Source organism: Flavobacterium sp. GW821-FHT12A05, from assembly GCF_058807735.1.
In genome coordinates this window covers 688,557-712,430 of record NZ_JBXAQY010000003.1, presented here as the reverse complement: position 1 = coordinate 712,430, position 23,874 = coordinate 688,557, and the positions used below count along the sequence as shown (strand labels likewise).

Sequence of the window (23,874 nt, the reverse complement as noted above, 5' to 3'; positions counted from 1 at the left end):
GTTTTTATTTGTATCTCTAAAAAATTAATGTCGTTAGCTATAAGCAACATATATTCCAAAATAATAAGGTTCTAAGTCTGTTAGATTTTAAGTAAAAGCTTAAATTTAAAGGGATTTAGAATCTTATTTTTTTGTAAAAAATAGAAAACAAAGAGAAAAAACCTTTGCACCTATGTCCCTTTGTAACTTTGCCCCTAAAAAAATCTTTTCCAAAAAGATTTTTTTATACATTTGCATAACTAGTTATATAATTAATTATAATATGGATTTTTTTGACAAAGTAGGCAAAGCGGCATTAGGAAGCCGTTTGCGTTTAATGACGGCAGTTATTACAGATGATGCTTCGAAGATTTATGAATTGTATGGGGCAGATTTTGTTCCGAAGTGGTTTCCGGTGTTTTATATTCTGACCGAAGAAAGAGAGTTGACTATTACCGAAATAGCGAATGAAATTGGACATTCTCAGCCTTCTGTGAGTAAAATTATTCAGGAAATGATGGGTGCAGAATTGGTTCAGGAGAGTTTAAAAACGGACGATAAACGAAAAAATAATGTGGTTTTAACCGAGAAAGGACTTTTGCTGGCCAAGAATATTCAGCAGCAATTAAAAGATATTGATGTAGCCATTGAGGCTTTAATTGCGGAGTCGAAACACAATCTTTGGGCTGCGCTTGAGGAATGGGAATTTTTATTGCAGCAAAAATCGATGTTTAAACGTGTAAGCGATGAAAAAAAACGCCGCGAAAGCAAAGACGTTAAAATAGTAGAATATACGCCTCAATACCATGAAGCTTTTAGGGCGTTGAATAAGGAATGGATTTCAACTTATTTTGAAATGGAAGAAGCAGATTATAAAGCTTTGGATAATCCGGAAGAATATATTCTGAAAAAAGGCGGAAAAATTCTGGTAGCTTTATATCATGATGAACCGGTTGGAGTTTGCGCGCTTATAAAAATGAACAATCCTGATTACGATTATGAAATGGCAAAAATGGCGGTTTCTCCAAAAGCGCAAGGCAAAAACATAGGCTGGTTATTAGGTCAGGCAATCGCAGCAAAAGCAAAAGAACTCGGAGCAAAAAAGATATACCTTGAAAGCAACACCATCTTAAAACCAGCGATAAACTTGTATTATAAGTTAGGTTTCGAGAAAGTATTTGGTCTGGAAACACCTTATAAAAGATGTAATATCCAGATGGAGTTAGTTCTTTAGGGAGAGGTGCAAAGGTTCAGAGGTTCAAAGCGACAAAGGTTTTTTAGGGGAGGTTCAAAGGTTCAGAGGTTCAAAGCGACAAAGGTTTTTTTAGGAGAGTTGCAAAGGTGCAGAGTTGCAAAGCAACAAAGGCTTAAAAACTTTGTCCCTCTGAACCTCTGAACCTCTGAACCTTTGAACCTTTGCACCTAAATCAACGCCCAAACCTATAATACTCTAAATCCAGATTTTTTTTATTGTTTAAAGAATCTACGATTGAATTCATACCGATTACGCTGAAGGTGATTCCGTTACCGCCGAAACCCAGAACGTAGTGTTCATTTTTCTTTGGGTTTGGTTTTCCGAAATAGGGAAGTCCGTCTTTAGTTTCACCAAAAGTTCCCGCCCAGGAATAATCCAGTTTGAAGTTTACATCAGGAAATCGTCTTCTAAATTGTCTCATTAAAGAAGCTTCTTTTTTCGGAATTAATTTATCACGTTTTTTAGCATCTCTAAATTCTTCATCGCCGCCACCCATAATAATTCGGTTGTCGGCAGTAGCGCGGTAATAATAATAGGGCGAAGAAGTATCCCAAATCACGGCGTTTCTTAAAATCGCCGGCAATTCTGGTACACTTTCAGATGCGAGTGCATACGTACTTTTTAAATCGACTATTTTTTCTTCTACCGTTTCAGTGCTTTCGTAACCGCTGCAATGAATGACATGATCTGCGGTTATGGTGCATTTGTTTTCGGTATGGGCAACACATTTTCCTTTTTGAGTCTGAATGGAAGTAATATTTGTTCTGTCAAAAATCTTCATCCCATTTTGATAGCAATAGTACAATAAGTCGCTGGCAAGTTTAAACGGATCCATTACAGCAGCTGTTTTCGATTCGATTGCGGCAATAGCATTTAATCCCATTTTTTCCAGTTCGTATTTGTTGAGCCAGGTAACATCAAAATCATGTTGTTTTCGGGCTTTAAATTCATTCTTTAAAAACGGAATATCTTTTTTATATGAAGTAAAATAGATACTCTTTTTAAATTCAAATCCGCAGTCGCTTTCTATTGTATCAATTATATTTCGCAGATCGAAAATGGCTTTTTTCCCGTTTCTATAACTGTCTACTGCGCATTTTTCGCCCCGAAGCTTGATTAATTCATGCAGCGGCACATCAATTTCATATTGCAGTAAAGCCGTACTTGCGGCCGTACTTCCGTTGCAGACGTCACGTCGGTCTACTAATACTATTTTTTTTCCCTGAGTAATTAATTTATAAGCCATTAAAGCACCTGTTATGCCTCCTCCAACAATTAAAATTTCGGTTTTAATATCGGAATCAATTGAAGGATAACTGGTGTTCATGGCATTTTTTAAGGGCCAGAAAGTTTCTGTTGAACGTAATTTCATTTTTTATCTGTATTTCGTGCAGCACGATGCTTGGTTCTGTTTTTATCTTTAAACTCATGTTGCGAATGCGCTTCGGCAATCGAGTGAGAAGTTCTTATGCTTTCGTCTTTTTTAGCGAGTTCGCCCAAATGATGGTAATATTTTTGAATGATAATCATTTCTTCTTCGGTCATATTTTCAATATCAACCAGACTATTACTGGAGCGTTCGTTTGAAGCTACTAACTCGTTTAGTTTTAATTGAATGGCCAGCGAATCTTTATTTTGTGCTTTCTGTATTAGAAAAACCATTAAAAAAGTAATAATAGTTGTTCCGGTATTGATGACCAGCTGCCAGGTTTCGGAATAATCGAAAATAGGTCCTGAAATGGCCCATGCCACAACAATTACAAAAGCGCCTATAAAGGCCGTGGTGCTTCCTGCCGCTTTTGAAACTTTCGAAGCAAATTTTTCAAATGCACTTCCTCCATTTTGTTTTTTCTTTTTCATTGCATTTTAATTAGGATTTCTTTTTGCTTACTTTTTCTTTTTTAATGACTTTGTTGTGCTTTTCATCGTAAACAGCGCCCATAATTTTTTGGCCTGTTTTACTGAATATTTTAATTTTAGGTGCTTCGTGCGTTCCGGTAATTACAATTGGAAAACCAATAATACCGCCCGGCGGTAATCCTAAACGCATACGCAAATCTAAAAGGCCGTCAAAACTGGTTGTTCCTTTAATAGTTGGTTTAAAACTCGCTACACTAAACGTAAAAGGCTCGATATGAATTAAATTATGATCGATATTCGACTTGATTTCGATTCCTTCCATTTTTGGATCGTCTAAGCCTTTTTGTCCAGTTTGAGAACTAACGCTTTCAAATAATTTTAAACCTTTAATTTTTACATCACGAAGATTAATGGTTCCGTCTCCTTGAAGCGATTCATAAATTGGCCCCATATTTCCGTTTAAATCACCTTTAATTTTATAATCTACAGAAATAATTCCTTGTGCTTTTTCGGCAGCTGTAACCATATCATGAAACATCGGAATTTCTTTGTAAGCACGCTGTACGCTGAAATCTTTTGCTGTGAAATGGGCATCAAAATGAGCAGAGGTAGGCGATTCGTCTTTGTATGTTGCATTAATTCCAAGAATACAATCGATGATATTTAAAGTTGTATTTTCTAAATAGAAATTACCTTTTGTAATACCTGCTTTTCCGGAAAGTTTATTAAGGTTCAATCCGTTATATTCTACTTTATCTGCATTTGCGGTAAGCGAAACATTTAAGTTTTTTGGAACCATAACAACACCGCTCATTTTTGGATGATCTTCTTTTGCATATTCTACTTCGAGTTTTCGATCTTTATTTTCGCCTTTTTCAAGCGCCATAAATTCATCTACATTAATCAGTTTCGATTTCATGTTGAAGTCACCGCTCAAAGTTCCGTGCGATTCCAGGAAATAATTAATGGTATTTAAAAGATATCCGTTAATGTCAAAATCAGATTTTCCGTAAGAAGCATAGAATTTGTCAAACCACATTTTCTCATTTTGAAAACGGAAATTTCCTTGTTTGATGAAAAAGGATTTCGGAAATAATTCTGATGTTGCTTTGATGTTTTTCAGCAGAATCGTACCTCGATTATCGAGTTTACTGTATTGTCCGGTTGTGGCGTAAATTTGTTTTCCTTTAAGAGATAAATCAGCTTTTGCGTACCCCGTTACATCAAGGCCTTTTTGCGAAAATACCTGATAGATGCGGCCAACGTTTAGTTCTCCTTTAATTTTGGCATTATAAGCCAGATCACTAAAATCGGATAAAGCCATATTTACATACATCGGATTTCCTTCAAAAACAAAAGAAGCAGGTGAAACGGCCACGATTAAATCCTGATATGTTCCGGCTTTGTTTAACACATTGGCAACAAAAGTAATATCCGTAATTGGATTAGGATAGTAATCTGTTTTCAATGATCCGTTTCTAAGCGAAATACCGCCAATTGTTTTAGGAAATAGTTTTTTTGATGTACTGAAAAGTCCTTTTGCCTGAATGTTGGTTTTTAAAATTCCCTTTAAATCAATTTTTTCAAGACCAATTGCAGCATCGACAACAGCAAGATCTAAAGCGCCTTTTATACTGGCATCAATATTCATTTCAGTTAACCCTTTACTGTGTAAATAAGCGTTGAAATAATCTTTTTCGCCCACTTTAAATCGCAGGGTTCTAAGGTTTACCAATAATTGTTCTGTATCGAGTGAAGGCAGGATCGCATTCAAATCCATTTGGAAATCGGTTAACGGAACAGGTGCATTTTGATAATTAACTGCGCCGTCTTTTACTTTTAGATTGAAAGCCAAATTGGGTTTCTGTTTTTTCGAAACGTTGTAATTTCCTTTAAAAGAAAGCACCAAATCACTTTTTCCCGAAATTTCAGTTTCGTCCAGCCAGGTTAAATATTCCGGCGGCATTACAGAAAGTAAATCTTTTACGGTTGTATTTTGTGAAGCCGCTTTGATGTTAATTTTATAACCCTCTTTTAAAATGGTAAATAAACCGGTAAAAGTCAAAGGAAGTTTATTGATCTTCAATTCATTTTTTTGAAGAATAAACGAAAGTGCGTGAGTATTGATTCGGGTAATTAAATCGGCTTGTACGGCTTTTTTTCTAAGATAAGCAGTTCTGTTATAATAGAAATCCAGCGTATCAATCTTAGCATCGGTATTTAAATCGAAAATATCATCGCTTAGATTTCCTTTTCCAACATAATTAAAACCTTTGGCATCAATTAAAATTTTAGCCGAACGGTCGTTGTATTTTACATGACAGTTTTCTAAATCAATTCGTTCTAATTTTATTGCTGTGCCTTCTTCGGGCGCATTTGGATCTTCTTTTTCCTTTTTTCTGTCTTCGGGTGCGATATAAATGTTGTAATTGGCTTGTCCTTTTTCATTGACCATTACATTTATCAAGGCATTAGAAACGTATAATTTATTGATTTTAACTTCGCTGTCAAAAATCAGTCTTTTTAAATTTATTCCAAACGCCACCTGATCTGCTTTTAATAACGTATCGTTTCCAAATGGTTTAGAACCCGTCATCGATAAATCGTCAAGCGAAACAGTCAACGAAGGAAAATGTGTGAAAAACGAAAGTTTGGACTTCGAAAAATCCAATTTTGTGTCTAAACGTTCGTTTGCAATTTTTTTAACTTCTGCGGCCACTTTTCCGGGAAATAGAAGTGGAATCAAAAAAAGTAATAGCAGAATTCCTGCTATTACGATTCCCGTCCATTTGAGTATTTTAAGGCTTATATTTTTATACGAAGTTTTCATGGCGTCGAGTTTAATTATTTCTTCTCAGGCTCTTTCTTGGCATCTTCCTGCTTTTGCTTTTCTTCTTTTTTCTCTTCTTTTTTTGCTTCCTTAGCTTTTTCCTGATTTTCTTTTTCCTCTTTAGCCTTGGCTTCTTTGGCTTCCTTTTCTTCTTTCGCTTTTTCCTGTCTTTCTTCTTTTTTCTCTTTTTGTTCTTCTCTCTGTTTTTCTTTTTCTTTCTCTTTTTTCTTGAAGTAACCTCTAAACAGGAAATTACTTTTTGCCGCTTCCATATTTTCGCTGAAACCTTTTGTTCCGGTTTCCAGATTAGAAAGCGTATTCGAAACGCTGTTTGCCATTTTATCGTCTCTTACTAATCTTGCCAAAGCACCGTTTCCGTTGTTCATGCTGTGGCTGAAAATGGCCAGTTCTTCGGAAATAACCCCCACATTGTCAACGCTTTTCTTAACACTTTTCATGATATCATTCATTTCGATTCCGTTGATAGAAGCGATGGCGCCATTGTCTTCAATGACTTTTGTCGATTTTACGCCCGGAGTAATAGTTAGGACTTTATCGCCCATTAATCCGTCAGAACCAATGCTGGCACGGGCATCTGTTTTTATGAATTCACGTACTTCATCTTTTATAACCATCGAAACCACTACCGAAGAATCGTTTATTAATCTGATTTCTTCGACTGTACCAATGTTAATACCAGAAAAACGGACATTATTTCCTACTTCTAAACCGCTTACTGTTTTAAATTGTGATGTAATGTGAAACGTTGAACCAAATAGGTTTTTTTGTTTTCCAATAAAATAAATGGCTATTATAAAAAGCAGCAGCCCCACTGTTACAAACATTCCTAATTTCCAAGTATATCCAGATTGCTTCTCCATGATTTCTAGTATTTTATTTTGCTTTTTTATTCAAAAAATGAGCGTACCCATTCGTCTTCGTCTTTTTCTAATTCTTGGTAAGTTCCTTCGGCATGAATAACACCGTCTTTTAGAACCATAATTCTGTCAGCTGTCATTTTAGCGCAGGCCATGTCGTGCGTAATAATGATCGATGAGGTTTTTTGTTTGTGTTTGATATCCAGAATTAATTCGCTTATTTCTCTCGAAGTAATCGTATCTAATCCTGTTGTTGGTTCGTCGTATAAAATAATTTCCGGTTTTAAAATCAGCGTTCTGGCTAAACCAATTCTCTTTCTCATTCCGCCTGATAATTCGGCCGGCATTTTATCGATTGCATCACCAAGACCAACACTTTCAAGGGCTTCTACGACTTCATTTTCGACTTCTTCTTCGGTTAATTCTCTTTTGTGCGCTCGTAATGTAAAAGCGAGATTTTCTCTAACCGACATTGAGTCGTATAAGGCGCCGCTTTGAAACAGAAACCCAATTTTTACTCTAACCTCGTTTAACTCCTTTTTGGACATTTCCAGCAGGTTTTGCCCAAAAACATTTATTTCTCCTTTGTCTGGCTCGATTAATCCCACAATACATTTTATGGTTACCGATTTTCCAGAACCGGAACGGCCTAAAATCACCAAATCTTCCCCTTTATTCACCGTAAGGTTTACGCCTTTTAGAATGGTGTTGTCTTTGCCAAAAGTTTTATGCAGATCCTTAATCTCAATCATAGGAGCTTGTTTTTTATCTTTTGATTTTGGTTCGGTATTTTTTTCTTCCTTTATCATCTTAAAAAAATAAATCGGTTATTTGTACGGCTACCATATCAATAATAAATATGCTTAAAGAGGCTGTAACTACGGCAGAGTTGGCAGCGCGTCCTACACTTTCGGTTCCGTTTGCGGCATTAAAACCTTTATAACATCCAATCATCCCAATGAAAAATCCAAAGAAGAAGGTTTTAATCGTGGCCGGAATGAGATCTAAAAATTCCAATGACTGGACAATTTGGGTTAAATAGCGGTAGAAATTCACATCACCGTGAATGTTTATACCCACATAACCACCTACAATACCAATGGCATCGGCAAAAAATACTAATATGGGCACCATTAAGGTACAGGCTAATATTCTGGTTACTACTAAATAATTGTACGGATTAATGGCCGAAACTTCCATGGCATCGATTTGCTCTGTTACTTTCATAGAACCTAGTTCGGCACCAATTCCTGACGAAATTTTTCCGGCACAGATTAAAGCTGTAATAACCGGAGCGATTTCTCTAATTAAAGAAAGTGCCACCATACCCGGAAGCCAGCTTTCGGCTCCAAATTTGACCAGAGTAGGTCTTGACTGCAGCGTAAGCACCAAGCCCATAATAAAACCGGTAATGGCAACTAAAGGCAATGATTTGTATCCGATGATGTAACATTGTTTCAAAAACTCTTTTGCCTCATAAGGAGGAATAAAAACCTCCTTAAAAAACCTTTTGGCAAACAAGGCTGCATCTCCAATTTGTGCGAATGTATTTTTTAAGATGAGAATCAAAATGTTTAGTTTTAAGTTAGGTGTAATTTGAAAATCAATTATTTAACAGTTTTTACCGCTTTTTAAATTATAGATGAAAGTTACCTCTATACTTGTTAAAAAAAATTACACAACTTTTTTTGAGCCTTATATAATTTTCATTAACTCACAATATTCACAACAAATTGGCGTTGCGGTTTGTACCAACAAAAAATCCCTTTCATTAAGAAAGGGATTTTCCGGGTTTAATAGAATTTTGGCTAGTATTTTAAAATATATAATCTTTAAATTCCAAATTTGAAAATTCCAAATTCCAAATTCCAAATTCCAAATTCCAAATCCAAAATTGGAATTTAAAAAATTGATTTTTTTATGAGTTAATCGCAACACCGGTTCTGGATTTCATTAAGGGAATAACTTTTGACTCTGAAAGCGAAAATTTTTCCATTAACAATCTTGCGGTTAAATAACATACAGTCGATTCTGCACCTTGATTTAAGTTTACGTTTTCTTTTTCAAGTCCGTCATATCCGCCTCCGCTTACCGGATTGTACATAATTTGATTTAAATGATTTTTACCTAAAAACCAGTTAAAGGCAGTTTTCATTTTCTTTTTGTATTCCGGAGTTTTAAAGGCATCATAAAACGCATTTAAAGTCTGAATGGTATAGGTAACATCAATTGGCTGTTCGCCGTATTCCTGAGGTTCTGCACCTTTATGATACCAGCTTTGGTTAGAAATGGCTTTAAAGTTTCCGTCGATAAATGTTTTAGACATTAAGAAATCTAACGAATCCAGGGCTACTTTTTTATAAACAGCTTTATTGGTAATTAAGTAAGCGTATAACATAGATTCTGGCAGTACTCCATTTCCGTATGTTAGATAATTTTCAAACCACTGCCAGTCTTCAGAAGCTGTTTCTTCATAGTGAGCCAGTAATTTAGAGTTTAATTTATTGATGATGGCTGCCACATATAAATTTGGAATGGCGTTATGATACAAATACAAACCTTTGGTAGCGAAACCAATAGAACGAGGAGATTGAATATTTTCGGCCCATTTTAAGGAATTCAAGAAACATTTTGCTGCTTTTTTGGAAATGTTTTCCGGCAGAATATCCGCATTAGAAACTACTGTTCCTAAAGCCCAAATGGCTCTTGCGTTTGAATCTTCTAAATTAACTTCGGCATTTTGTTCTACGTGTTCGCGATTTTCCTGATCTACATAGTTGATAAAATCTCCTTTTGGTTTCTGACATCTTTCGATGAAGTCAAGATAAATTAAAATATACGGAAGATCGTCTTTGTCTTTTGTCAGCTTGTAGTGCATACAAAATGCAATCAAAGCACGCGCATTATCATCAAGGGTATAACCAGAATCTAAATCGGGAACCGAAATTTTACTGAACTGAATAATACCAAGATCTGTAGTTAATTTTTTAATATGTCGTAACTGAATATCCGGATAGCTGTATTTAATATCAGCTGGATTTTCAATTAATGTTTTATACGTATTCATGTGTGTCAATCCGGCGTTTTCCCAAGACGAAGCTCTCATTTTTGTAAAAGCCTGAATTCCCATTTCGTGTCTTAAATTTTCATCGGCAATAAGTTTTAAAGTGGCTTCTGCAAATTGATCTACGTTTCCGATATCAACTAAAACCCCGCAATCTTCAGTTAAAACTTCTCTTGTATGCGGAATTTTTGATGCCACCATTGGACAAGCACAGCTCATTGCATAAGCAAAAGTGCCGCTTACGGCCTGGTTTGGATCTTTTGAAGTAAACAAATAAATATCGGTCGCTTTTAAATATTCTAGAAGTTCCTCGGTATCTAAATATTGATTAATGAAACGAACATTTTTGCGTAAATCTAATTCATCAACAATTGCTTCGAGTTTATCGCGATAAGTGTCAACACCGTCTTTAATTAAATTTGGATGCGTTTTGCCTATAATCAAGTAAAGAACATCTGGTTCTTTTTTAACGATTTTAGCCAAAGCCTGCAAACCGGTTTCGATATTTTTTCCTTCACCTAAAAGTCCAAAAGTAGAAAGGACAATTTTGTTTTGAATATCGAATTTTGTTTTTGCCTGTTCCGGGGTTTCATAAATTACAATATGGGTTCCGTGAGGCACGCATGTAATGATTTCTTCGTTGATATTATAATCGTTAATCAAAATTTCTTTTGATTGGTTTGTCATTACAAAAACCGAATTGCTGTAGCTTAAAAGTAACTTTACAAAAGTTTTCAATTCGTTATTCGGGTTTGGAATAACGCTGTGAAAAGTATAAGTTACCGGTTTTTTTATTGTATTTAAAAAGTCTAATAAATGATCTCCGTAATTACCTCCAAATAAACCAAATTCATGTTGAATATGAACTAATTTTACATTTTTGTCTTTGTTAATTTCTTCGGCAACTTTTGCATATTCTGCTCTATCTTTTGTATTTAAAGTAAAGGCTTGTGTAGGATTTGCTTTTGGTTCGTTGACCAATTCGCAGATTTCACAAGTTATAGATTTACCAAAAACATCGGTAATTCCCTTTATAGTATCTTGCGTATAAGTTGCGATTCCACATTGTGTTGGCGGAAATGTAGAAAGAAAAACAATTTTCGATTTATTTGATATCGTCTTCATGGGAGTTCTGTTTTAGTTCGTTTAATAAGTCGTTAAGGTTCAGAGAAGCCACCGCAATCTTGTCATCGGCAGCACCGTAATAAATATATAATTGGTCATTAAAAATGGCTGTTCCGGTAGGGAAAACAACATAATTTACATAACCGTGTCTTTCATAATATTCAGATGGCGTAATAATGGGGTTTGTTAAACGCCCTATTACTTTACTCGGATCATCGAGATCCAACAAAGCAGCACAGGCGTGGTAAACAAGACCTTTTTCGCGTTTTTCGGCAGCGTGATAAATCAACAGCCATCCATCTTTTGTTTCAATTGGCGGAGCGCCCGGCCCGATATGACTTGTTTCATGATCGTATTTGGGTTCCATTACAATATGATCTGGCAGGTTTTTGAGGTAATTTTCCCAAAAATCTACCGTCAGCTCTTTTTTGTTTTCAAAAGAAACGATTTGAATTGAAGGAAATAATCTGTGTAAAGCCACAAATTTTCCGTCTATTTTTTTAGGGAAAAGAACCATGTTTTTGTCCCAAACAAATAAATTATCTTTTATGGTTTCGCTTAAAGGATAATTTTTTTCTGTATTAAAAGCTAGTATTCTGGCAACACTTGGGTTTTGTAAATGTTTGCGAATCAAATTGGTGAATTCGTGTAAAATGAATTTTGGCGTTATAATTCCTTTCTTTTTAAACGAAATTAAATCTTTTGATACTGCAAGAGCACCGCAGGCATTTAAACCATCGTATGTTACGTAGGTCATGTAATACATGTCGTCGATTTTTGTAATCCTGGGATCTTCGACTCCATGAATTTCATAAATATATTCCGGTACAAAAACAGGTTCGGTGCGACGTTCTGCGAGAGTTGTCGGACCTTCAAATCTACAGTAGCCAATAGTTGAAAAATTTCCTCTTTTTGCTGCTCTGTAAAACATATGAACGTTATTTCCATCTTGAAATATGGCCGGATTTAAAACACCTAATTCTTCGAAAGGTCTGTCTGTTTTTTCTAAAATCACACCTAGTTTTACAGCTAAAATGTGTTGTGTTTTGACCAATTCCATACCGCTTTTTAATTTTGATTAAAATTACCATGTGAACAGAGCCACGATTAACTCTATCGATCAAAAAATTGACTCTAAAGCATTTACATGGGAATTGTATAAGGTTAAAACTAAAATTCTAAAAAAGGCAGATAAAATTATGATTTGTAGTTGATTGGGCTAAAAAATATCGTATTTGAGTTAATAGTTTTTGTAAGTAAAAAGGAACTTTGAGAGACAAACAAATCAGACTTGCAAAAAGTCATATTTTCTAACTTAAATTTTATTGTTATGTTACGTTGGACAGTCACATTTATAATTTTGGCTATAGTAGCCGGAATTTTTGGTTTTGGCGGTATTGCTGCCGGAGCTGCTAGTATCGCAAAAATTTTATTCTTTATATTCTTAGTCTTATTTGTTATTTCATTAATAAGCGGAAGAACAAGAGTTTAAACTTTTATTGTTAAATCAAAAAAAGCGAAGTTGACTTTAGGGTTGATTTCGCTTTTGTTTTTATTTGTTTCAGGTTTCAGGTTTTTTAAACTGAACTTAAACTTTTAATGTCTTGTATAGAACTTCTTGGTTACGTACGCAATGGGAAGACCAATACAGAATATCAATATTAATATGGAAAGCAATAAAGGGAAATCGAATTGTTTTGGCGGCAGTTTCGGGAAAACGATTGGCAGTACAATTAGATTCATCACAATCCAAACGAAGAGACCGTAGATAAATCCCGAAAGTAAAAGGCTTTTCTGCAGAAAAGGAAAATGAGGGTATATTTTAAAATAAATATAAGAGAATATAAACGCAATAAAATAATGGAGCAGCAATCCGTAAAAAGCCATTTGCGATCCGCTGGTATAAGCTTCTTTTTTAAAAACACCGCTTGCAATAGACTGCAGAATTTTTACTGCGGTGGTTTGATGTAATAGTACCGCATAAATTAAAATGGCTGCCAGTATATCTAAAGTACCAGATAACAAACCGGAATACAAAATGGTTCTGGATTTTGATCTCATATTTTAAAGTTTAGTTATATACTGAAAAATATTATTCAATTGATGGGTATGTCTTTGTGTATGGACTAATGCAAAATCAATCCATTCGTACATCGTAAATGTATCAAAACCAGGAACCTGAAAATCAAGACAAGTCAGCGTTAAATCGTATTTTTCGGCACAATCTAACAACTCTGATTCGATTTTGAGTAAATCTATATTTAAAGCATTTTTGCTGTATTCTTTTTTCTCTGGTTTAAGAAATACCGGAGCATCCATTTTAATATTAAAGTTTAAAAATAATCCGTCAATATCTTTGATTTTTTCATCGGGTTTTCGGGTAGTTTTTTCGGTTTTACCTGCAAATAATTCCGGATATCCTGAGCAGGCCAAAATAATATGCTGCGCTGTTTGTCCGGCTGTCCAGCTTCCTTGATAAGGAACGAGATTCAATTCGCTTTCAGAAAATTTAGAAAGCGTCTCGTTTAGTTTTTTGAATGTTTCAACAATATCTTTTTGCACATCTGTCTTCATATTATTGATTTTTTAAATTGATTATTATAGAGAAGTTATCCACCACACATTTCCAAACGGATCTGTTACACCGCAGGTTCTTCCGTAATGTTTATCGCTTAATTCCATTAGAGTAACGGCTCCGTTTTCTAATGCTTTTTTGTAAGTTTCATCGGCATTGGGTACATAAACAAATAAATGAGAAGTCTGTTTTGCCCAGTCTTCAATTTCATCTGTAATCATGATCGTGCTCCCGTTTAAAGTCACTTCGGCATGTATAATGGTTCCGTCTTCACGTACTGATTTGGTATTGGTTTCTGATGCGCCAAATACATTTTGTGTAAAATCAATGAACTTCGAGGCATTTTTTAAAATCAAATAAGGCATTATGGTTTGATGTTCTGCTGGAATATTCATTTTTTGATATTTTAAAAATTGGGATTTTAAAAGTACGATTTTTATTTTAATATTTTGTGAATCAGTAAATTAAGATTTCACAAAAGTACTTCGCAATGAAAGCCATACGAATTTAGAAGTTCGATTATCTTATGGTTGGAAATAGAGGAGGCGTGAACCCTAAGGATTTTATCACAATCTTCGAGATCAAAATTGACAACACTGGTGGGGAAATGTTCAAGAAGTTTCCCCACAATCATTATAGATTGGTCGACTTCCTGAACATTTGTTTTGAAAACTTCTATCATCGTAAAGGTGTTTTACAAAGCGATATTTTTGTATCGCTCTATTTTGTGATAATAGATATACGAAATTGCGAGAATCACTAAAAAGATCAAAGGGAAAAAGCTTTGAAAATTGACTCCGTCAACTGCAAAATGACTTATTGAAGCAAATATAAAATCGAAACCAAATCCGGCATAAGCCCATTCTTTTACATTTTTAGGAATAGATGGAATGACCAATACCAAAACGCCCAATATTTTGAAAATTACCAGTGCATTTCCAAAATATTCCGGATAACCTAAATGTCTGATTCCTTCTTTTGCCAATTCGGTCTGAGAAGTCAAGGCTGGCATAACGCCTTCAAAAAGGAAAATAATAGTAGTTGTAATCCAAAAAATAATTTTTGCTTTTTTCATGTGGTTTATTTTTAAATAGTTATTAGTTAATGTATTACAAATGTACTATTCTTATTTTTTCATGAAATAGGTATTTACGACTATTTTAGGGGCATTTGGGACAAGTTTAATTGTTAGTTGTTAGTTGTTAGTTGTTAGTTGTTAGTTGTTAGTTGTTAGTTTGGAACTTAACATACAGTTTGTCATCCTGAGCGAAGTCGAAGGATCGCACAGAGGCTCTACAAAGATTATCGATTTTGATTACATGGGCTTCGACTTCGCTCAGCCTGACATAAAATACGAAAGAATTAGAATAAAAAAAACTTCGTCAAATTTTGAAACTTTGACAAGATTGTATTGAACGCTTCGGCTACGCTCAACATGACAAAACAAGATAAAAAATCCGCGCTAATCCGTGTTTTGGTAAAGCGAATCCGCGTCATCAGTGTGTTATTATTCAGCGCTTAAAACATAATTCTTAATCAAAAACAAATCCTCAAAACCTAATCGTGTATAAATGTCTTTTCCCATTGCTGAGGCTTGCAGCTGTGCATAATCAGCATTTAAATCGATGGATAAGTTTAGGGCGAATTTCATGATTTCTTCGGCGAAACCTTTTCTTCGCATTTCCGGAATTACGCCTACACCATGAATTCCAATTGTATCTTCGGTTTGAAAAAGCATAAAAGTTCCAATTGGTTTTTTTTCCAATGAAACCAAATAAAAATGAACGTTATTATGATTGTGAACGAGTATTTCTTTACTGATTACGTATCCAAAAGCATTCGGATATAAATCAGACCAGATTTTGGCATCTTCTTCATTTACAACTTTTTTAAAACTCAGATTGTTTTGCAAAGTAAACTTTTGATCTAGTTTTAAGACCATTGCCACTTGTTCTGATTTTAAGGTAAAACCATAAGCTTCGAGTATTTCATAGGCTTTTGAGTCGTAAATATCAAAGTAAGGCAAAACCAAACCTGAAGTCGATTGCATGGTTTGGGTAATTGCTGTCAGGTCATTTTTGGTAATATCTTTGCGAAGCCATAATTTATTTGGCCAGCCCGAATTTTCGATTTTGCAGTATTCAAAAGAATCAATTTTATGATTGGATAGGAAAGGAGCTCCAACGGTTTTCCATAAACCGGTAAGATTGTCAATATTATCTTCGATGAGGTTTATATTTTTCATTTTAAAGACGAATTTAATTATACAGACAAAGATAAAACTACGGTTTCGGGAAAGCCTTTACATATGTTGATTTACCAATCTTTTTCGAGACTTTTTCTAATTCGGCTTAACTGCGTTGGAGTAATGCCTAAATGAGATGCGATATGCAATAGCGGAATCCGTTCTGCAATATCCGGGTGTTTTTCGAGAAGCTTTATATACCTTTCGGTTGCGTTTTGCATGACCAAAGCAATTTCTCTCTGCTCTTTTTCGATTACCCAGTTTTTCTCTAAATAAGCGATATAGAAGTTTTTTAAATCGTCATTTTCGAAAATAAGGTCGCGGTATTTTTTATAATTCATTTTTAGAAGAAGAGAATCTTCCAGGGCTTCAATCGAAAACTCCGATGGACTTCGTTGTAAAGAAGAGGCCGTAGAACCCGCAAAATTGCCTTCCAGAAAAATATTTTTGTTGTAAATATTTCCCGCGGCATCTATAATAAAAGCCCTTAATGCGCCTTGAGCAATAAAATACAAATCTTTCGCCACCTGTCCGTTCTGTAAAAGTAATTCTCCTTTTTGAACGGATTGAAATGTTGCAATATTTTCTATCAATTCCCAGGATTTATTGGAGATTGGAGCGTAACTGTTGAAAGTTAGTTTTAGGTTTTTGAGATACGTTTCTTTACTTAAAGTCATTTTTTTGGGTGGTTTTGCGGCTAAGGCGCTAAGACACGAAGTTTGCTTTTTCAAAAATAAGAAATAAGCACAAGATTTATTGTACAATGTTAGTCATTGCGAGGAACGAAGCAACCACACTAATATAAAGTGGCTAATTTAATTTAGCAAATGAGATTGCTTCGTTCCTCGCAATGACATAAAAAAACCGTTTTAATCTGCGCTTTCGCCAAAGCGAATCCGTGTTATCCGTGTGCCATCACAACTGTAAATTAAAAAACGCCATGAAACCTAAGTCTCACAGCGTTTTCATCTCAAAAAATAAATAATTAACGGGTAACGGGTATTATTTCCGGCCGCCGCCTAGAGCGCGGTACAAGTCTGTATTGGCTGTAAGTTGTTGTCTTTTAATATCGGCAAGTTCTAGTTCGCTTTGCAATAAATTGGCTTGCGCAGTTAAAACTTCAAGATATTCTGCCATACCGTTTTTGAACAAAAGGTTAGCATTTTTAATCGCTTGTTGTAATGTTTTTACTTTTTCTTTTAAGAAAGTTTCCTGTTGTTGTAATTTCTCTACTTTAACCAAAGCATCCGAAACTTCGCTTACGGCAACCAAAACCGATTGTCTAAAGCTTAAAACGGCTTTTTCTCTTTCCGCGACAGCGATATTATATTGCGTTCTAACTCTTTTGTTGTTAAAAATAGGCTGTGTTAAACCTCCAGCAACAGTTCCGAATAATGAAGCCGGAATGTTAAACCAATTGCTGGTTTCAAATGAGTTTACACCACCTTGAGCCGTAATTCTGAGAGCTGGGTATAAATCCGCTTTCGTGATACCGACATTTGCGTTCGCAGCTTTAAGGGCCAGTTCGGCACTTTTTACATCAGGTCTTCTGCTTACTAATGAAGACGGAATTCCAACTGCTGTATTGTGTTTTACTTCAATTGCGCTTAAACGAATTGATCTTTCTTTTGAATTTGGGAAAGAACCCGTTAAAACACTCAAAGCATTTTCCTGAATCGCAATGTTTTGTTCCAATAACGGAATCAATTGCGCTGAGTTTAATTTCTGTGCTTCCGATTGTTGAATCGCTAAAGTGGTTACCTGACCAGCATCGTATTTTAATTTGATAATATTCGTTGTACTATCATTTAAACGAAGATTTTGTCTGGCAATATCCAATTGTGCGTCCAGCATTAAAAGGTTGTAATATCCTCTTGAAACATTTGCCACAATATTAGTCTGCAATGCTTTTTTAACTTCTGCAGATTGAAGGTATCCTGCGTAAGCTCCTTTCTTTTGGTTTCTGATTTTTCCCCAGATATCAGCTTCCCAAGAAAGTGAAGCTCCAGCAGAATAGTCGTCGATATGTTTTGCTCCAATTGCCTGATTTAGGTTTAATCCAGTAAAACTATTGTCAGACGGATTGCTTGTGCTGGCATTTACAAATAAATTAACCTGAGGTACATTTCCCCATTTAGACTGCGTAAAACGGTATTGCGCAATTTCAATGTTCTTTTCGGCAATCTGTAAATCGTTGTTTCTGGCAACGGCGCTGTCGATCAATTTGATAATATCTTTTTCTGTAAAGAAGTTTTTCCACTCCACATCGGCAATACTAGTTGTATCACTTGAAACCGATGCATTCCTGAAATTCTCAGGAAATGCATCTTTTGGAGTTTCAATATCCTTCGAAACTTTACAGGATATTAAAGTGGTGATCAAAATGGCGATGATCACAATTTTGGTTATATGATTTTTCATTAGTTTTTTCATTAAATTTCTGTACAAGTATCTTTTCTGTTTTCAAGATCTTTTGAGATTCTGTACGATATATAAGCGATGCCCATTATTATGGCGACCAAAGCTGTTGTTATATAGTTTTCCATTTATTATTTTTCTTCGTTATGAATTACGGCAACTGGTTTTCCAGAAACCTTTTCTTGTAAATGCTGGAAGATGATGAATAAAACAGGAATGATAAACAATCCTAGAATTACCCCTGAAATCATACCTCCCGCAGCACCAATACTGATGGAGTGATTTCCCTGAGCCGATGGTCCTTTTGCGCTCATCATTGGCACTAAACCAACAATAAAGGCAAGAGATGTCATGATAATTGGTCTTAAACGTAATTTTGCAGCATCGATAGAAGCTCTAATTAACGCTTGTCCCGATTTTCTTTTTTGCGAAGCGAACTCCACAATCAGGATGGCATTTTTGGCCAGAAGTCCTATCAGCATGACTAATGCAACTTGTACGTAAATGTTGTTTTCAATACCAGTTAAACCAATAGCTACGAATACTCCAAAAATACCTGCAGGGATCGATAAGATTACTGCCAAAGGCAAAATGTAACTTTCGTACTGTGCAGCAAGTAAGAAATAAATGAATATCAAACACAGTAAGAATATTGTTGCCGATTGCCCTCCGGATGAAATCTCCTCACGAGTCTGGCCCGAGAATTCAAACCCGTAACCTGCAGGTAATTGTTGTGCTGCTACTTCTTCAATTGCTTTAATGGCATCTCCGGAACTAAATCCTGGTTTCGGAATGGCATTAATAGAAATTGAGTTAAATAAATTATATCTGGAAGCGGTTTCTGAACCATAAATACGAGTTAGTTTTACTAATGTATTAATTGGCACCATTTCGCCTGTTTTGTTTTTTACAAAAACTCTGTCAATTGAGGTTGGATCAGCTCTGTCTTCAATATCGGCCTGAACTACAACACGGTAATATTTACCAAATCTGTTGAAATCTGAAGCCTGCGCACTACCAAAGTATGCCTGCATCGTTTGTAAAATGTCTTTTACATTTACCCCTAATTGATTTGCTTTTTCATCATTAACTTCTAATTGTAATTGCGGATAATCTGCTTTGAAAGAAGTGAAGGCAACGGCAATTTCCGGGCGTTTCATTAATTCTCCGATAAAGTTTTGAGAAATACCGCTGAATTTATCCAGTTTTCCTCCTGTTTTATCCTGCAATACTAAATCTAAAGCCTCAACATTACTAAATCCTGGAACGGTTGGGAAACTGAATACGAAGAAACTTCCGCCGGAAATACCGCCCAGTTTACCACGAACCTGATTCATGAATTCGTCAATGTTTTTTATTTCGCCGCGTTCTTCGTTTGGTTTAAGCAATACGAAAATTACAGCAGAAGATGGACTTGTAGAGTTTGTCAATAAGTTGAAACCTGAAATTGCGGTTACAAATCGTGAAGCTTCTAATGATTTTAAAGTATTTTCGGCTTCGGTCATTACCTTTTGAGTTCCGTCTAGTGATGTTCCAGATGGCGTATTTACTGCAATCGCAATAAATCCTTGATCTTCTGTTGGAATAAATCCTGCAGGAGTTGTTTTTACCATTACAACAGTTGCTACTGTAATTAAAGCTAATCCGCCTAAACTCAACCATTTTCTTCTGATTAAGAATTTCAATCCGCCTACATAACGGTTTGTCAACGATTCAAAGCTTTTGTTGAAAGCCGTAAAGAATTTTTCTTTAAATCCTTTTTTCTCGTGAGGGGCATCGTGATCGTGTGCCGAGTGATTATCTTTTAAGAATAATGCTGCAAGCGCCGGACTCAATGTTAAGGCATTAACAGCCGAAATTACAATTGCAATTGCCATCGTAAAGGCAAACTGACGATAGAAAACTCCTGTAGAACCTTCCATAAAACCAACCGGCAGGAAAACAGCAGCCATTACCAGCGTAATCGAGATAATAGCACCCGTTATTTCGTGCATTGCTTCATGGGTTGCGATTTTTGGAGACAAGCGTTTGTGCTCCATTTTCGCATGCACCGCTTCGACTACCACAATGGCATCATCGACCACAATACCAATCGCCAGAATTAATGCGAAAAGCGTTAAAAGATTGATCGAAAATCCGAATAACTGCATGAAGAAGAACGTTCCTAAAATTGCTACAGGTACAGCAATAGCCGGGATTAATGTTGATCTAAAATCTTGCAAGAAGATAAATACCACAATAAATACCAGTATAAAAGCTTCTAGTAATGTATGCTCTACTTGTTCAATAGATTGGTCAAGAGATACTTTTGTACTATAGAAAATATTGTGTTTTATGCCTTTTGGAAAATCTTTAGAAGCTTTTTCCATCATTTTGTTAATGGCAATCTGAATATCATTTGAGTTTGATCCCGCTAACTGGATCACCCCAATTACAATTCCTTTTTTACCATTTAAACGTGTTAAACTGTTATAAGAGTAAGCACCAAGTTCAACTCTCGCTACATCTTTTAAGCGAAGTACTGAACCATCTGCATTAGAACGTATAGCAATATTTTCATAATCTTCTGGTTTAGTTAATTTCCCTTTATATTTAATAACGTATTCAAAAACTTCTTTGCTTCGTTCTCCAAATTTCCCCGGAGCCGCTTCCAAACTCTTGTCCTGAATCGCCGCCATAACTTCGCTTGGCGTTACTTTATAAGTAGACATTTGCGTTGGGTTTAACCAAACACGCATAGAGTAATCTTTTACACCACCAAAGATACTGGCAGAACCTACACCCGGAATACGTTTTAGTTCCGGAATAATATTAATTTGTGCATAGTTGGCAACAAAAGTCTGATCGTATTTTGCTTCATCATCAGTATACATACCAATTGCCATGATGAAACTGTTTTGCTGTTTTGCTGTAACAATACCTTGTTGAACAACTTCGGCAGGAAGCTGACTCGTTGCCTGAGCAACTCTGTTTTGTACGTTTACTGCAGCCTGGTCAGCATCTGTACCTAGTTTAAAGAAAACAGTAATAGCTAAAGTACCGTCGTTACTGGCTGTAGAACTCATGTAAGTCATGTTTTCTACACCATTTATAGATTCTTCGATAGAAGGTGCCACAGAACGTAAAACCGTTTCTGCGTTGGCTCCCGGATATACCGCCGTTACCAAAACCGATGGAGGCGCAATATCTGGAAACTGTTGTAATGGCAGTTTAGTTAAACCCAATACCCCCAGAATAACCAATAAAATGGAAATTACGGTTGCCAGTACTGGTCTTTGTATAAATATTTTGAACATTTTCGTTTAGAATTATTTTTTATTAGTTACTTGGGCAACTTTAGTTGATTTTTCCGGCTGAATCGCTTGTCCATCCTGAAGTTTATCAATACCGCTTAATACGATTTGGTCGCCAGTTTTTACACCTTCTTTAATTAAATAATTGGTACCGTTTTTACCTACAACTGTAATAGGCATTTTGGTTACTTTGTTGTCTTTACCTACAGTGAAAACAAACACTTTATCCTGCATTTCAACAGTAGCCGACTGTGGCACTAAAATCGCATCGTCGTGTTGTAACCCTAAACGGATTCTTCCTGTGTTTCCAGAACGTAAGGTTCCGTTTGCATTTGGGAAAGTCGCTCTAATAGTGATCGCACCTGTAGTTTTATCAAACTGACCGTCAACCATATCGATTTTTCCGGTTTGAGGATAAGCGTTGTTATCAGCTAAAATCAAAGTAACCGGAGGTAATTTTTTGATTTTATCGCCAAGTGAGCTTCCTTTATATTGCTCTTTAAAGTTGATGAAATCAGTTTCACCTAAGGAGAAATAAGCAAATACTTCATGAACATCAGATAAAGTAGTAAGCGCTTCAACATCAGATGCTGATACTAAACTTCCTTGTTTTTTAGGTAATCTTCCTATGTATCCGCTTACTGGAGCAGTTACATTTGTATATCCTAAATTAATTTTAGCAGAACCTACCATTGCTTTTGCCTGTTCGATATTGGCAGCAGCAATTTTTTGAGAAGCTTTAGCTGTTTTCAATTGATAATCAGAGACTACTTTGTTTTGAACTAATGGCGTCAGTTTATCAACTTCTAAATTAGCGTTGATTAAAGCCGCTTCTGCTGCATGGAGACTAGCTAAAGCATTGTTTAACTGCTCACGGTATGGACGTTCGTTTATTTTAAATAAAGTTTGTCCTTTGCTCACATAAGCACCTTCGTCTACAAAAATTCTGTCAAGGTTTCCACTTACCTGCGGACGAATCTCAACGTCTACAGTTCCTTGTATAGCGGCTGGATATTCAGCATCAGTAGTTGTATTTGCACTTGTGATCGCTAAAACTGGTAAAACCGGTGGAGGTGGAGCAGTAGGTGCCTGATTTTTATCGGCACAGCTGCTTAATACTAAGGCCAGAATAAAACTGGTTATAATTACATTTTTCATTTTATTGGTTTTAATTGGTTGAACATTCTCTCGGATTAAATTTTTAGGTATTCTGGCATTCTCGGGATTCATATCTAATTAAATTAAATTATCTAACGTTGTTAAGTAAATGCGCGCAAATTTTCATACAGTAAGTCCTTTCTAATTCTATACTAAAGCAGTATTAAATTATCTAACGATGTTAAGTAAAGGAGTAAAAAAACTCGGTTTTACCTTTATTAAATTTTCTAACAGTGTTAAGTTAAGGTTATAAAAAAAAGGATTTTATGTTATCCAGATTAAATTATTTTACACTGTTAAGTAAAAATTGAAAAAAAATCTACTGTATTGATTTGATGATACCACCAATGGCATCTTTCAAAATTTGAGCATTTATAGTTTCTAAAATATCACTTTTGTTAATGATGTTGATGGCGATTAAACCATGAATAACAGAAAAGAAAGTAAAATATTTTTGTTTAATGATATCTTCACTAGGATTGCTGTCTTTCATTACTTCAGCAATAACACCAGTGAACAATTTGTAAGGTGCTTCCTGAGCCGAACATCGCTGTGCACAGCAGGTCATTTGAACACCAAACATCAGTTGGTACATTTCAGTATTAGTAAAAGCGAAATCCCAGTAAGTCATCCACATGGCTTCTAACTGATCTTCGGGTTTTTCAAATTTGTCTATTGCAATTTGCAATTCTTTAGTCAGCTTGATAAAACCTTTGCCTGTTAGTTCTTCTAATATTGCTTCTTTATTCGAAAAGTATTCATAAATAATAGGAGCAGTATATTCTATTCTGTCGGCAATTTTACGCATACTCAAACCATTCCAGCCTTCTTCTTTTACGATATCATAAGCAGCGCCAAGGATGTTGTTCCTTGTCTCTTCTTTTTGTCTTAAAATTCGATCTTTGCTAGCCATTATATTCGAGTATTAAATTGTTTAACACTGTTAGGCAAATGTATGGCGGTTTTTCTAATTATGAAATATTTTTATCATAATATTTTCTTATCGTGTCATAGATCATTTTAAAAAACTTTGTGAAGCCTTTATTTTATTGAACTTTATTATCGCGTGATTTTTTTAAGGAGCAGCAATTTTTCGGTTTTTAAGACCATTTGTCCTGCTCTTCACTCTATCTTTTTTGTCTCGTTTAAAAAAAACGAGACAAAAAAGGATGCCGTTTCGATCAGGGCTAAGAG

Annotated in this window: 21 protein-coding genes; 2 read left to right on the top strand and 19 right to left on the bottom strand. The window is 35.4% G+C overall.

Features of this window, described 5'->3' with window-relative positions:
• Positions 1–262: 262 nt before the first annotated feature.
• Positions 263–1,213, top strand: a complete 951-nt coding sequence (locus AC1RRQ_RS09465) for a bifunctional helix-turn-helix transcriptional regulator/GNAT family N-acetyltransferase (RefSeq protein WP_493022776.1) — start codon at positions 263–265, stop codon at positions 1,211–1,213.
• Between the two features lie 193 nt (positions 1,214–1,406).
• Here AC1RRQ_RS09465 and AC1RRQ_RS09460 read toward each other — a convergent pair whose 3' ends face one another.
• The 8 genes from AC1RRQ_RS09460 to AC1RRQ_RS09425 all read right to left on the bottom strand — a co-directional run bounded on the left by AC1RRQ_RS09460 (position 1,407) and on the right by AC1RRQ_RS09425 (position 12,051).
• On the bottom strand, positions 1,407–2,606 hold the full coding sequence (locus tag AC1RRQ_RS09460) for an NAD(P)/FAD-dependent oxidoreductase (protein WP_493022775.1): 1,200 nt from the start codon (positions 2,604–2,606) through the stop codon (positions 1,407–1,409).
• Positions 2,603–3,094 carry a low affinity iron permease family protein gene (locus tag AC1RRQ_RS09455; RefSeq protein WP_493022774.1) on the bottom strand — a complete coding sequence of 164 codons (492 nt, stop codon included), beginning with the start codon at positions 3,092–3,094 and terminating at the stop codon, positions 2,603–2,605. The genes AC1RRQ_RS09460 and AC1RRQ_RS09455 overlap by 4 nt, the downstream gene beginning before the upstream one ends.
• A gap of 10 nt (positions 3,095–3,104) precedes the next feature.
• The gene (locus AC1RRQ_RS09450) at positions 3,105–5,924 is read right to left on the bottom strand and encodes an AsmA family protein (RefSeq protein WP_493022773.1); all 2,820 of its coding nucleotides are present in this window, start codon (positions 5,922–5,924) and stop codon (positions 3,105–3,107) included.
• Between the two features lie 14 nt (positions 5,925–5,938).
• Positions 5,939–6,805 carry an MlaD family protein gene (locus tag AC1RRQ_RS09445; protein ID WP_493022772.1) on the bottom strand — a complete coding sequence of 289 codons (867 nt, stop codon included), beginning with the start codon at positions 6,803–6,805 and terminating at the stop codon, positions 5,939–5,941.
• A gap of 26 nt (positions 6,806–6,831) precedes the next feature.
• Positions 6,832–7,611, bottom strand: coding sequence for an ABC transporter ATP-binding protein (locus AC1RRQ_RS09440; RefSeq protein WP_493022771.1), 780 nt, complete (start codon positions 7,609–7,611; stop codon positions 6,832–6,834).
• Position 7,612: 1 nt separating this feature from the next.
• Complete coding sequence (locus tag AC1RRQ_RS09435) at positions 7,613–8,371, bottom strand: MlaE family ABC transporter permease (protein ID WP_493022770.1); 759 nt, start codon at positions 8,369–8,371, stop codon at positions 7,613–7,615.
• A gap of 349 nt (positions 8,372–8,720) precedes the next feature.
• A complete protein-coding gene (locus AC1RRQ_RS09430; protein WP_493022769.1) occupies positions 8,721–10,991 on the bottom strand; it encodes a glycosyltransferase in 2,271 nt (756 codons plus the stop codon).
• A complete protein-coding gene (locus tag AC1RRQ_RS09425; protein ID WP_493022768.1) occupies positions 10,972–12,051 on the bottom strand; it encodes a glycoside hydrolase family 130 protein in 1,080 nt (359 codons plus the stop codon). The genes AC1RRQ_RS09430 and AC1RRQ_RS09425 overlap by 20 nt, the downstream gene beginning before the upstream one ends.
• 270 nt (positions 12,052–12,321) lie before the next feature.
• Here AC1RRQ_RS09425 and AC1RRQ_RS09420 point away from each other — a divergent pair, with 270 nt between their 5' ends.
• The gene (locus AC1RRQ_RS09420; RefSeq protein WP_082586828.1) at positions 12,322–12,483 is read left to right on the top strand and encodes a DUF1328 domain-containing protein; all 162 of its coding nucleotides are present in this window, start codon (positions 12,322–12,324) and stop codon (positions 12,481–12,483) included.
• A gap of 104 nt (positions 12,484–12,587) precedes the next feature.
• On the opposite strand, the gene AC1RRQ_RS09415 is transcribed toward AC1RRQ_RS09420, so the two are convergent.
• The 11 genes from AC1RRQ_RS09415 to AC1RRQ_RS09365 all read right to left on the bottom strand — a co-directional run bounded on the left by AC1RRQ_RS09415 (position 12,588) and on the right by AC1RRQ_RS09365 (position 23,593).
• A complete protein-coding gene (locus AC1RRQ_RS09415; RefSeq protein ID WP_493022767.1) occupies positions 12,588–13,052 on the bottom strand; it encodes a DUF1440 domain-containing protein in 465 nt (154 codons plus the stop codon).
• A gap of 3 nt (positions 13,053–13,055) precedes the next feature.
• On the bottom strand, positions 13,056–13,565 hold the full coding sequence (locus AC1RRQ_RS09410) for a DinB family protein (protein ID WP_493022766.1): 510 nt from the start codon (positions 13,563–13,565) through the stop codon (positions 13,056–13,058).
• Between the two features lie 24 nt (positions 13,566–13,589).
• On the bottom strand, positions 13,590–13,961 hold the full coding sequence (locus AC1RRQ_RS09405; RefSeq protein ID WP_493022765.1) for a VOC family protein: 372 nt from the start codon (positions 13,959–13,961) through the stop codon (positions 13,590–13,592).
• Between the two features lie 77 nt (positions 13,962–14,038).
• Positions 14,039–14,248: a hypothetical protein gene (locus AC1RRQ_RS09400; protein ID WP_493022764.1), complete on the bottom strand. Its 210-nt coding sequence runs from the start codon at positions 14,246–14,248 to the stop codon at positions 14,039–14,041.
• 12 nt (positions 14,249–14,260) lie between these two features.
• Positions 14,261–14,641, bottom strand: a complete 381-nt coding sequence (locus tag AC1RRQ_RS09395) for a DoxX family protein (RefSeq protein ID WP_493022763.1) — start codon at positions 14,639–14,641, stop codon at positions 14,261–14,263.
• Between the two features lie 432 nt (positions 14,642–15,073).
• On the bottom strand, positions 15,074–15,811 hold the full coding sequence (locus tag AC1RRQ_RS09390) for a GNAT family N-acetyltransferase (RefSeq protein WP_493022762.1): 738 nt from the start codon (positions 15,809–15,811) through the stop codon (positions 15,074–15,076).
• 71 nt (positions 15,812–15,882) lie between these two features.
• On the bottom strand, positions 15,883–16,488 hold the full coding sequence (locus tag AC1RRQ_RS09385; protein WP_493022761.1) for a Crp/Fnr family transcriptional regulator: 606 nt from the start codon (positions 16,486–16,488) through the stop codon (positions 15,883–15,885).
• Positions 16,489–16,813: 325 nt separating this feature from the next.
• Positions 16,814–18,232 carry a TolC family protein gene (locus AC1RRQ_RS09380; protein WP_493022760.1) on the bottom strand — a complete coding sequence of 473 codons (1,419 nt, stop codon included), beginning with the start codon at positions 18,230–18,232 and terminating at the stop codon, positions 16,814–16,816.
• A gap of 128 nt (positions 18,233–18,360) precedes the next feature.
• The gene (locus AC1RRQ_RS09375) at positions 18,361–21,525 is read right to left on the bottom strand and encodes an efflux RND transporter permease subunit (protein WP_493022759.1); all 3,165 of its coding nucleotides are present in this window, start codon (positions 21,523–21,525) and stop codon (positions 18,361–18,363) included.
• Positions 21,526–21,537: 12 nt separating this feature from the next.
• Positions 21,538–22,752: an efflux RND transporter periplasmic adaptor subunit gene (locus tag AC1RRQ_RS09370; protein WP_493022758.1), complete on the bottom strand. Its 1,215-nt coding sequence runs from the start codon at positions 22,750–22,752 to the stop codon at positions 21,538–21,540.
• A 247-nt stretch (positions 22,753–22,999) separates the two neighbouring features.
• Entirely contained in the window at positions 23,000–23,593 is a 594-nt protein-coding gene (locus AC1RRQ_RS09365; protein WP_071638568.1) for a TetR/AcrR family transcriptional regulator, read from the bottom strand.
• Positions 23,594–23,874: the final 281 nt, after the last annotated feature.

Bases quoted from the DNA above. Each gene is read 5' to 3' on its own strand.
- AC1RRQ_RS09465 (WP_493022776.1), top strand. From the start codon at position 263: ATGGATTTTTTTGACAAAGTAGGCAAAGCGGCATTAGGAAGCCGTTTG.
- AC1RRQ_RS09460 (WP_493022775.1), bottom strand. From the start codon at position 2,606: ATGAAATTACGTTCAACAGAAACTTTCTGGCCCTTAAAAAATGCCATG.
- AC1RRQ_RS09455 (WP_493022774.1), bottom strand. From the start codon at position 3,094: ATGAAAAAGAAAAAACAAAATGGAGGAAGTGCATTTGAAAAATTTGCT.
- AC1RRQ_RS09450 (WP_493022773.1), bottom strand. From the start codon at position 5,924: ATGAAAACTTCGTATAAAAATATAAGCCTTAAAATACTCAAATGGACG.
- AC1RRQ_RS09445 (WP_493022772.1), bottom strand. From the start codon at position 6,805: ATGGAGAAGCAATCTGGATATACTTGGAAATTAGGAATGTTTGTAACA.
- AC1RRQ_RS09440 (WP_493022771.1), bottom strand. From the start codon at position 7,611: ATGATAAAGGAAGAAAAAAATACCGAACCAAAATCAAAAGATAAAAAA.
- AC1RRQ_RS09430 (WP_493022769.1), bottom strand. From the start codon at position 10,991: ATGAAGACGATATCAAATAAATCGAAAATTGTTTTTCTTTCTACATTT.
- AC1RRQ_RS09425 (WP_493022768.1), bottom strand. From the start codon at position 12,051: ATGGAATTGGTCAAAACACAACACATTTTAGCTGTAAAACTAGGTGTG.
- AC1RRQ_RS09420 (WP_082586828.1), top strand. From the start codon at position 12,322: ATGTTACGTTGGACAGTCACATTTATAATTTTGGCTATAGTAGCCGGA.
- AC1RRQ_RS09415 (WP_493022767.1), bottom strand. From the start codon at position 13,052: ATGAGATCAAAATCCAGAACCATTTTGTATTCCGGTTTGTTATCTGGT.
- AC1RRQ_RS09410 (WP_493022766.1), bottom strand. From the start codon at position 13,565: ATGAAGACAGATGTGCAAAAAGATATTGTTGAAACATTCAAAAAACTA.
- AC1RRQ_RS09405 (WP_493022765.1), bottom strand. From the start codon at position 13,961: ATGAATATTCCAGCAGAACATCAAACCATAATGCCTTATTTGATTTTA.
- AC1RRQ_RS09400 (WP_493022764.1), bottom strand. From the start codon at position 14,248: ATGATAGAAGTTTTCAAAACAAATGTTCAGGAAGTCGACCAATCTATA.
- AC1RRQ_RS09395 (WP_493022763.1), bottom strand. From the start codon at position 14,641: ATGAAAAAAGCAAAAATTATTTTTTGGATTACAACTACTATTATTTTC.
- AC1RRQ_RS09390 (WP_493022762.1), bottom strand. From the start codon at position 15,811: ATGAAAAATATAAACCTCATCGAAGATAATATTGACAATCTTACCGGT.
- AC1RRQ_RS09385 (WP_493022761.1), bottom strand. From the start codon at position 16,488: ATGACTTTAAGTAAAGAAACGTATCTCAAAAACCTAAAACTAACTTTC.
- AC1RRQ_RS09380 (WP_493022760.1), bottom strand. From the start codon at position 18,232: ATGAAAAATCATATAACCAAAATTGTGATCATCGCCATTTTGATCACC.
- AC1RRQ_RS09375 (WP_493022759.1), bottom strand. From the start codon at position 21,525: ATGTTCAAAATATTTATACAAAGACCAGTACTGGCAACCGTAATTTCC.
- AC1RRQ_RS09370 (WP_493022758.1), bottom strand. From the start codon at position 22,752: ATGAATCCCGAGAATGCCAGAATACCTAAAAATTTAATCCGAGAGAAT.
- AC1RRQ_RS09365 (WP_071638568.1), bottom strand. From the start codon at position 23,593: ATGGCTAGCAAAGATCGAATTTTAAGACAAAAAGAAGAGACAAGGAAC.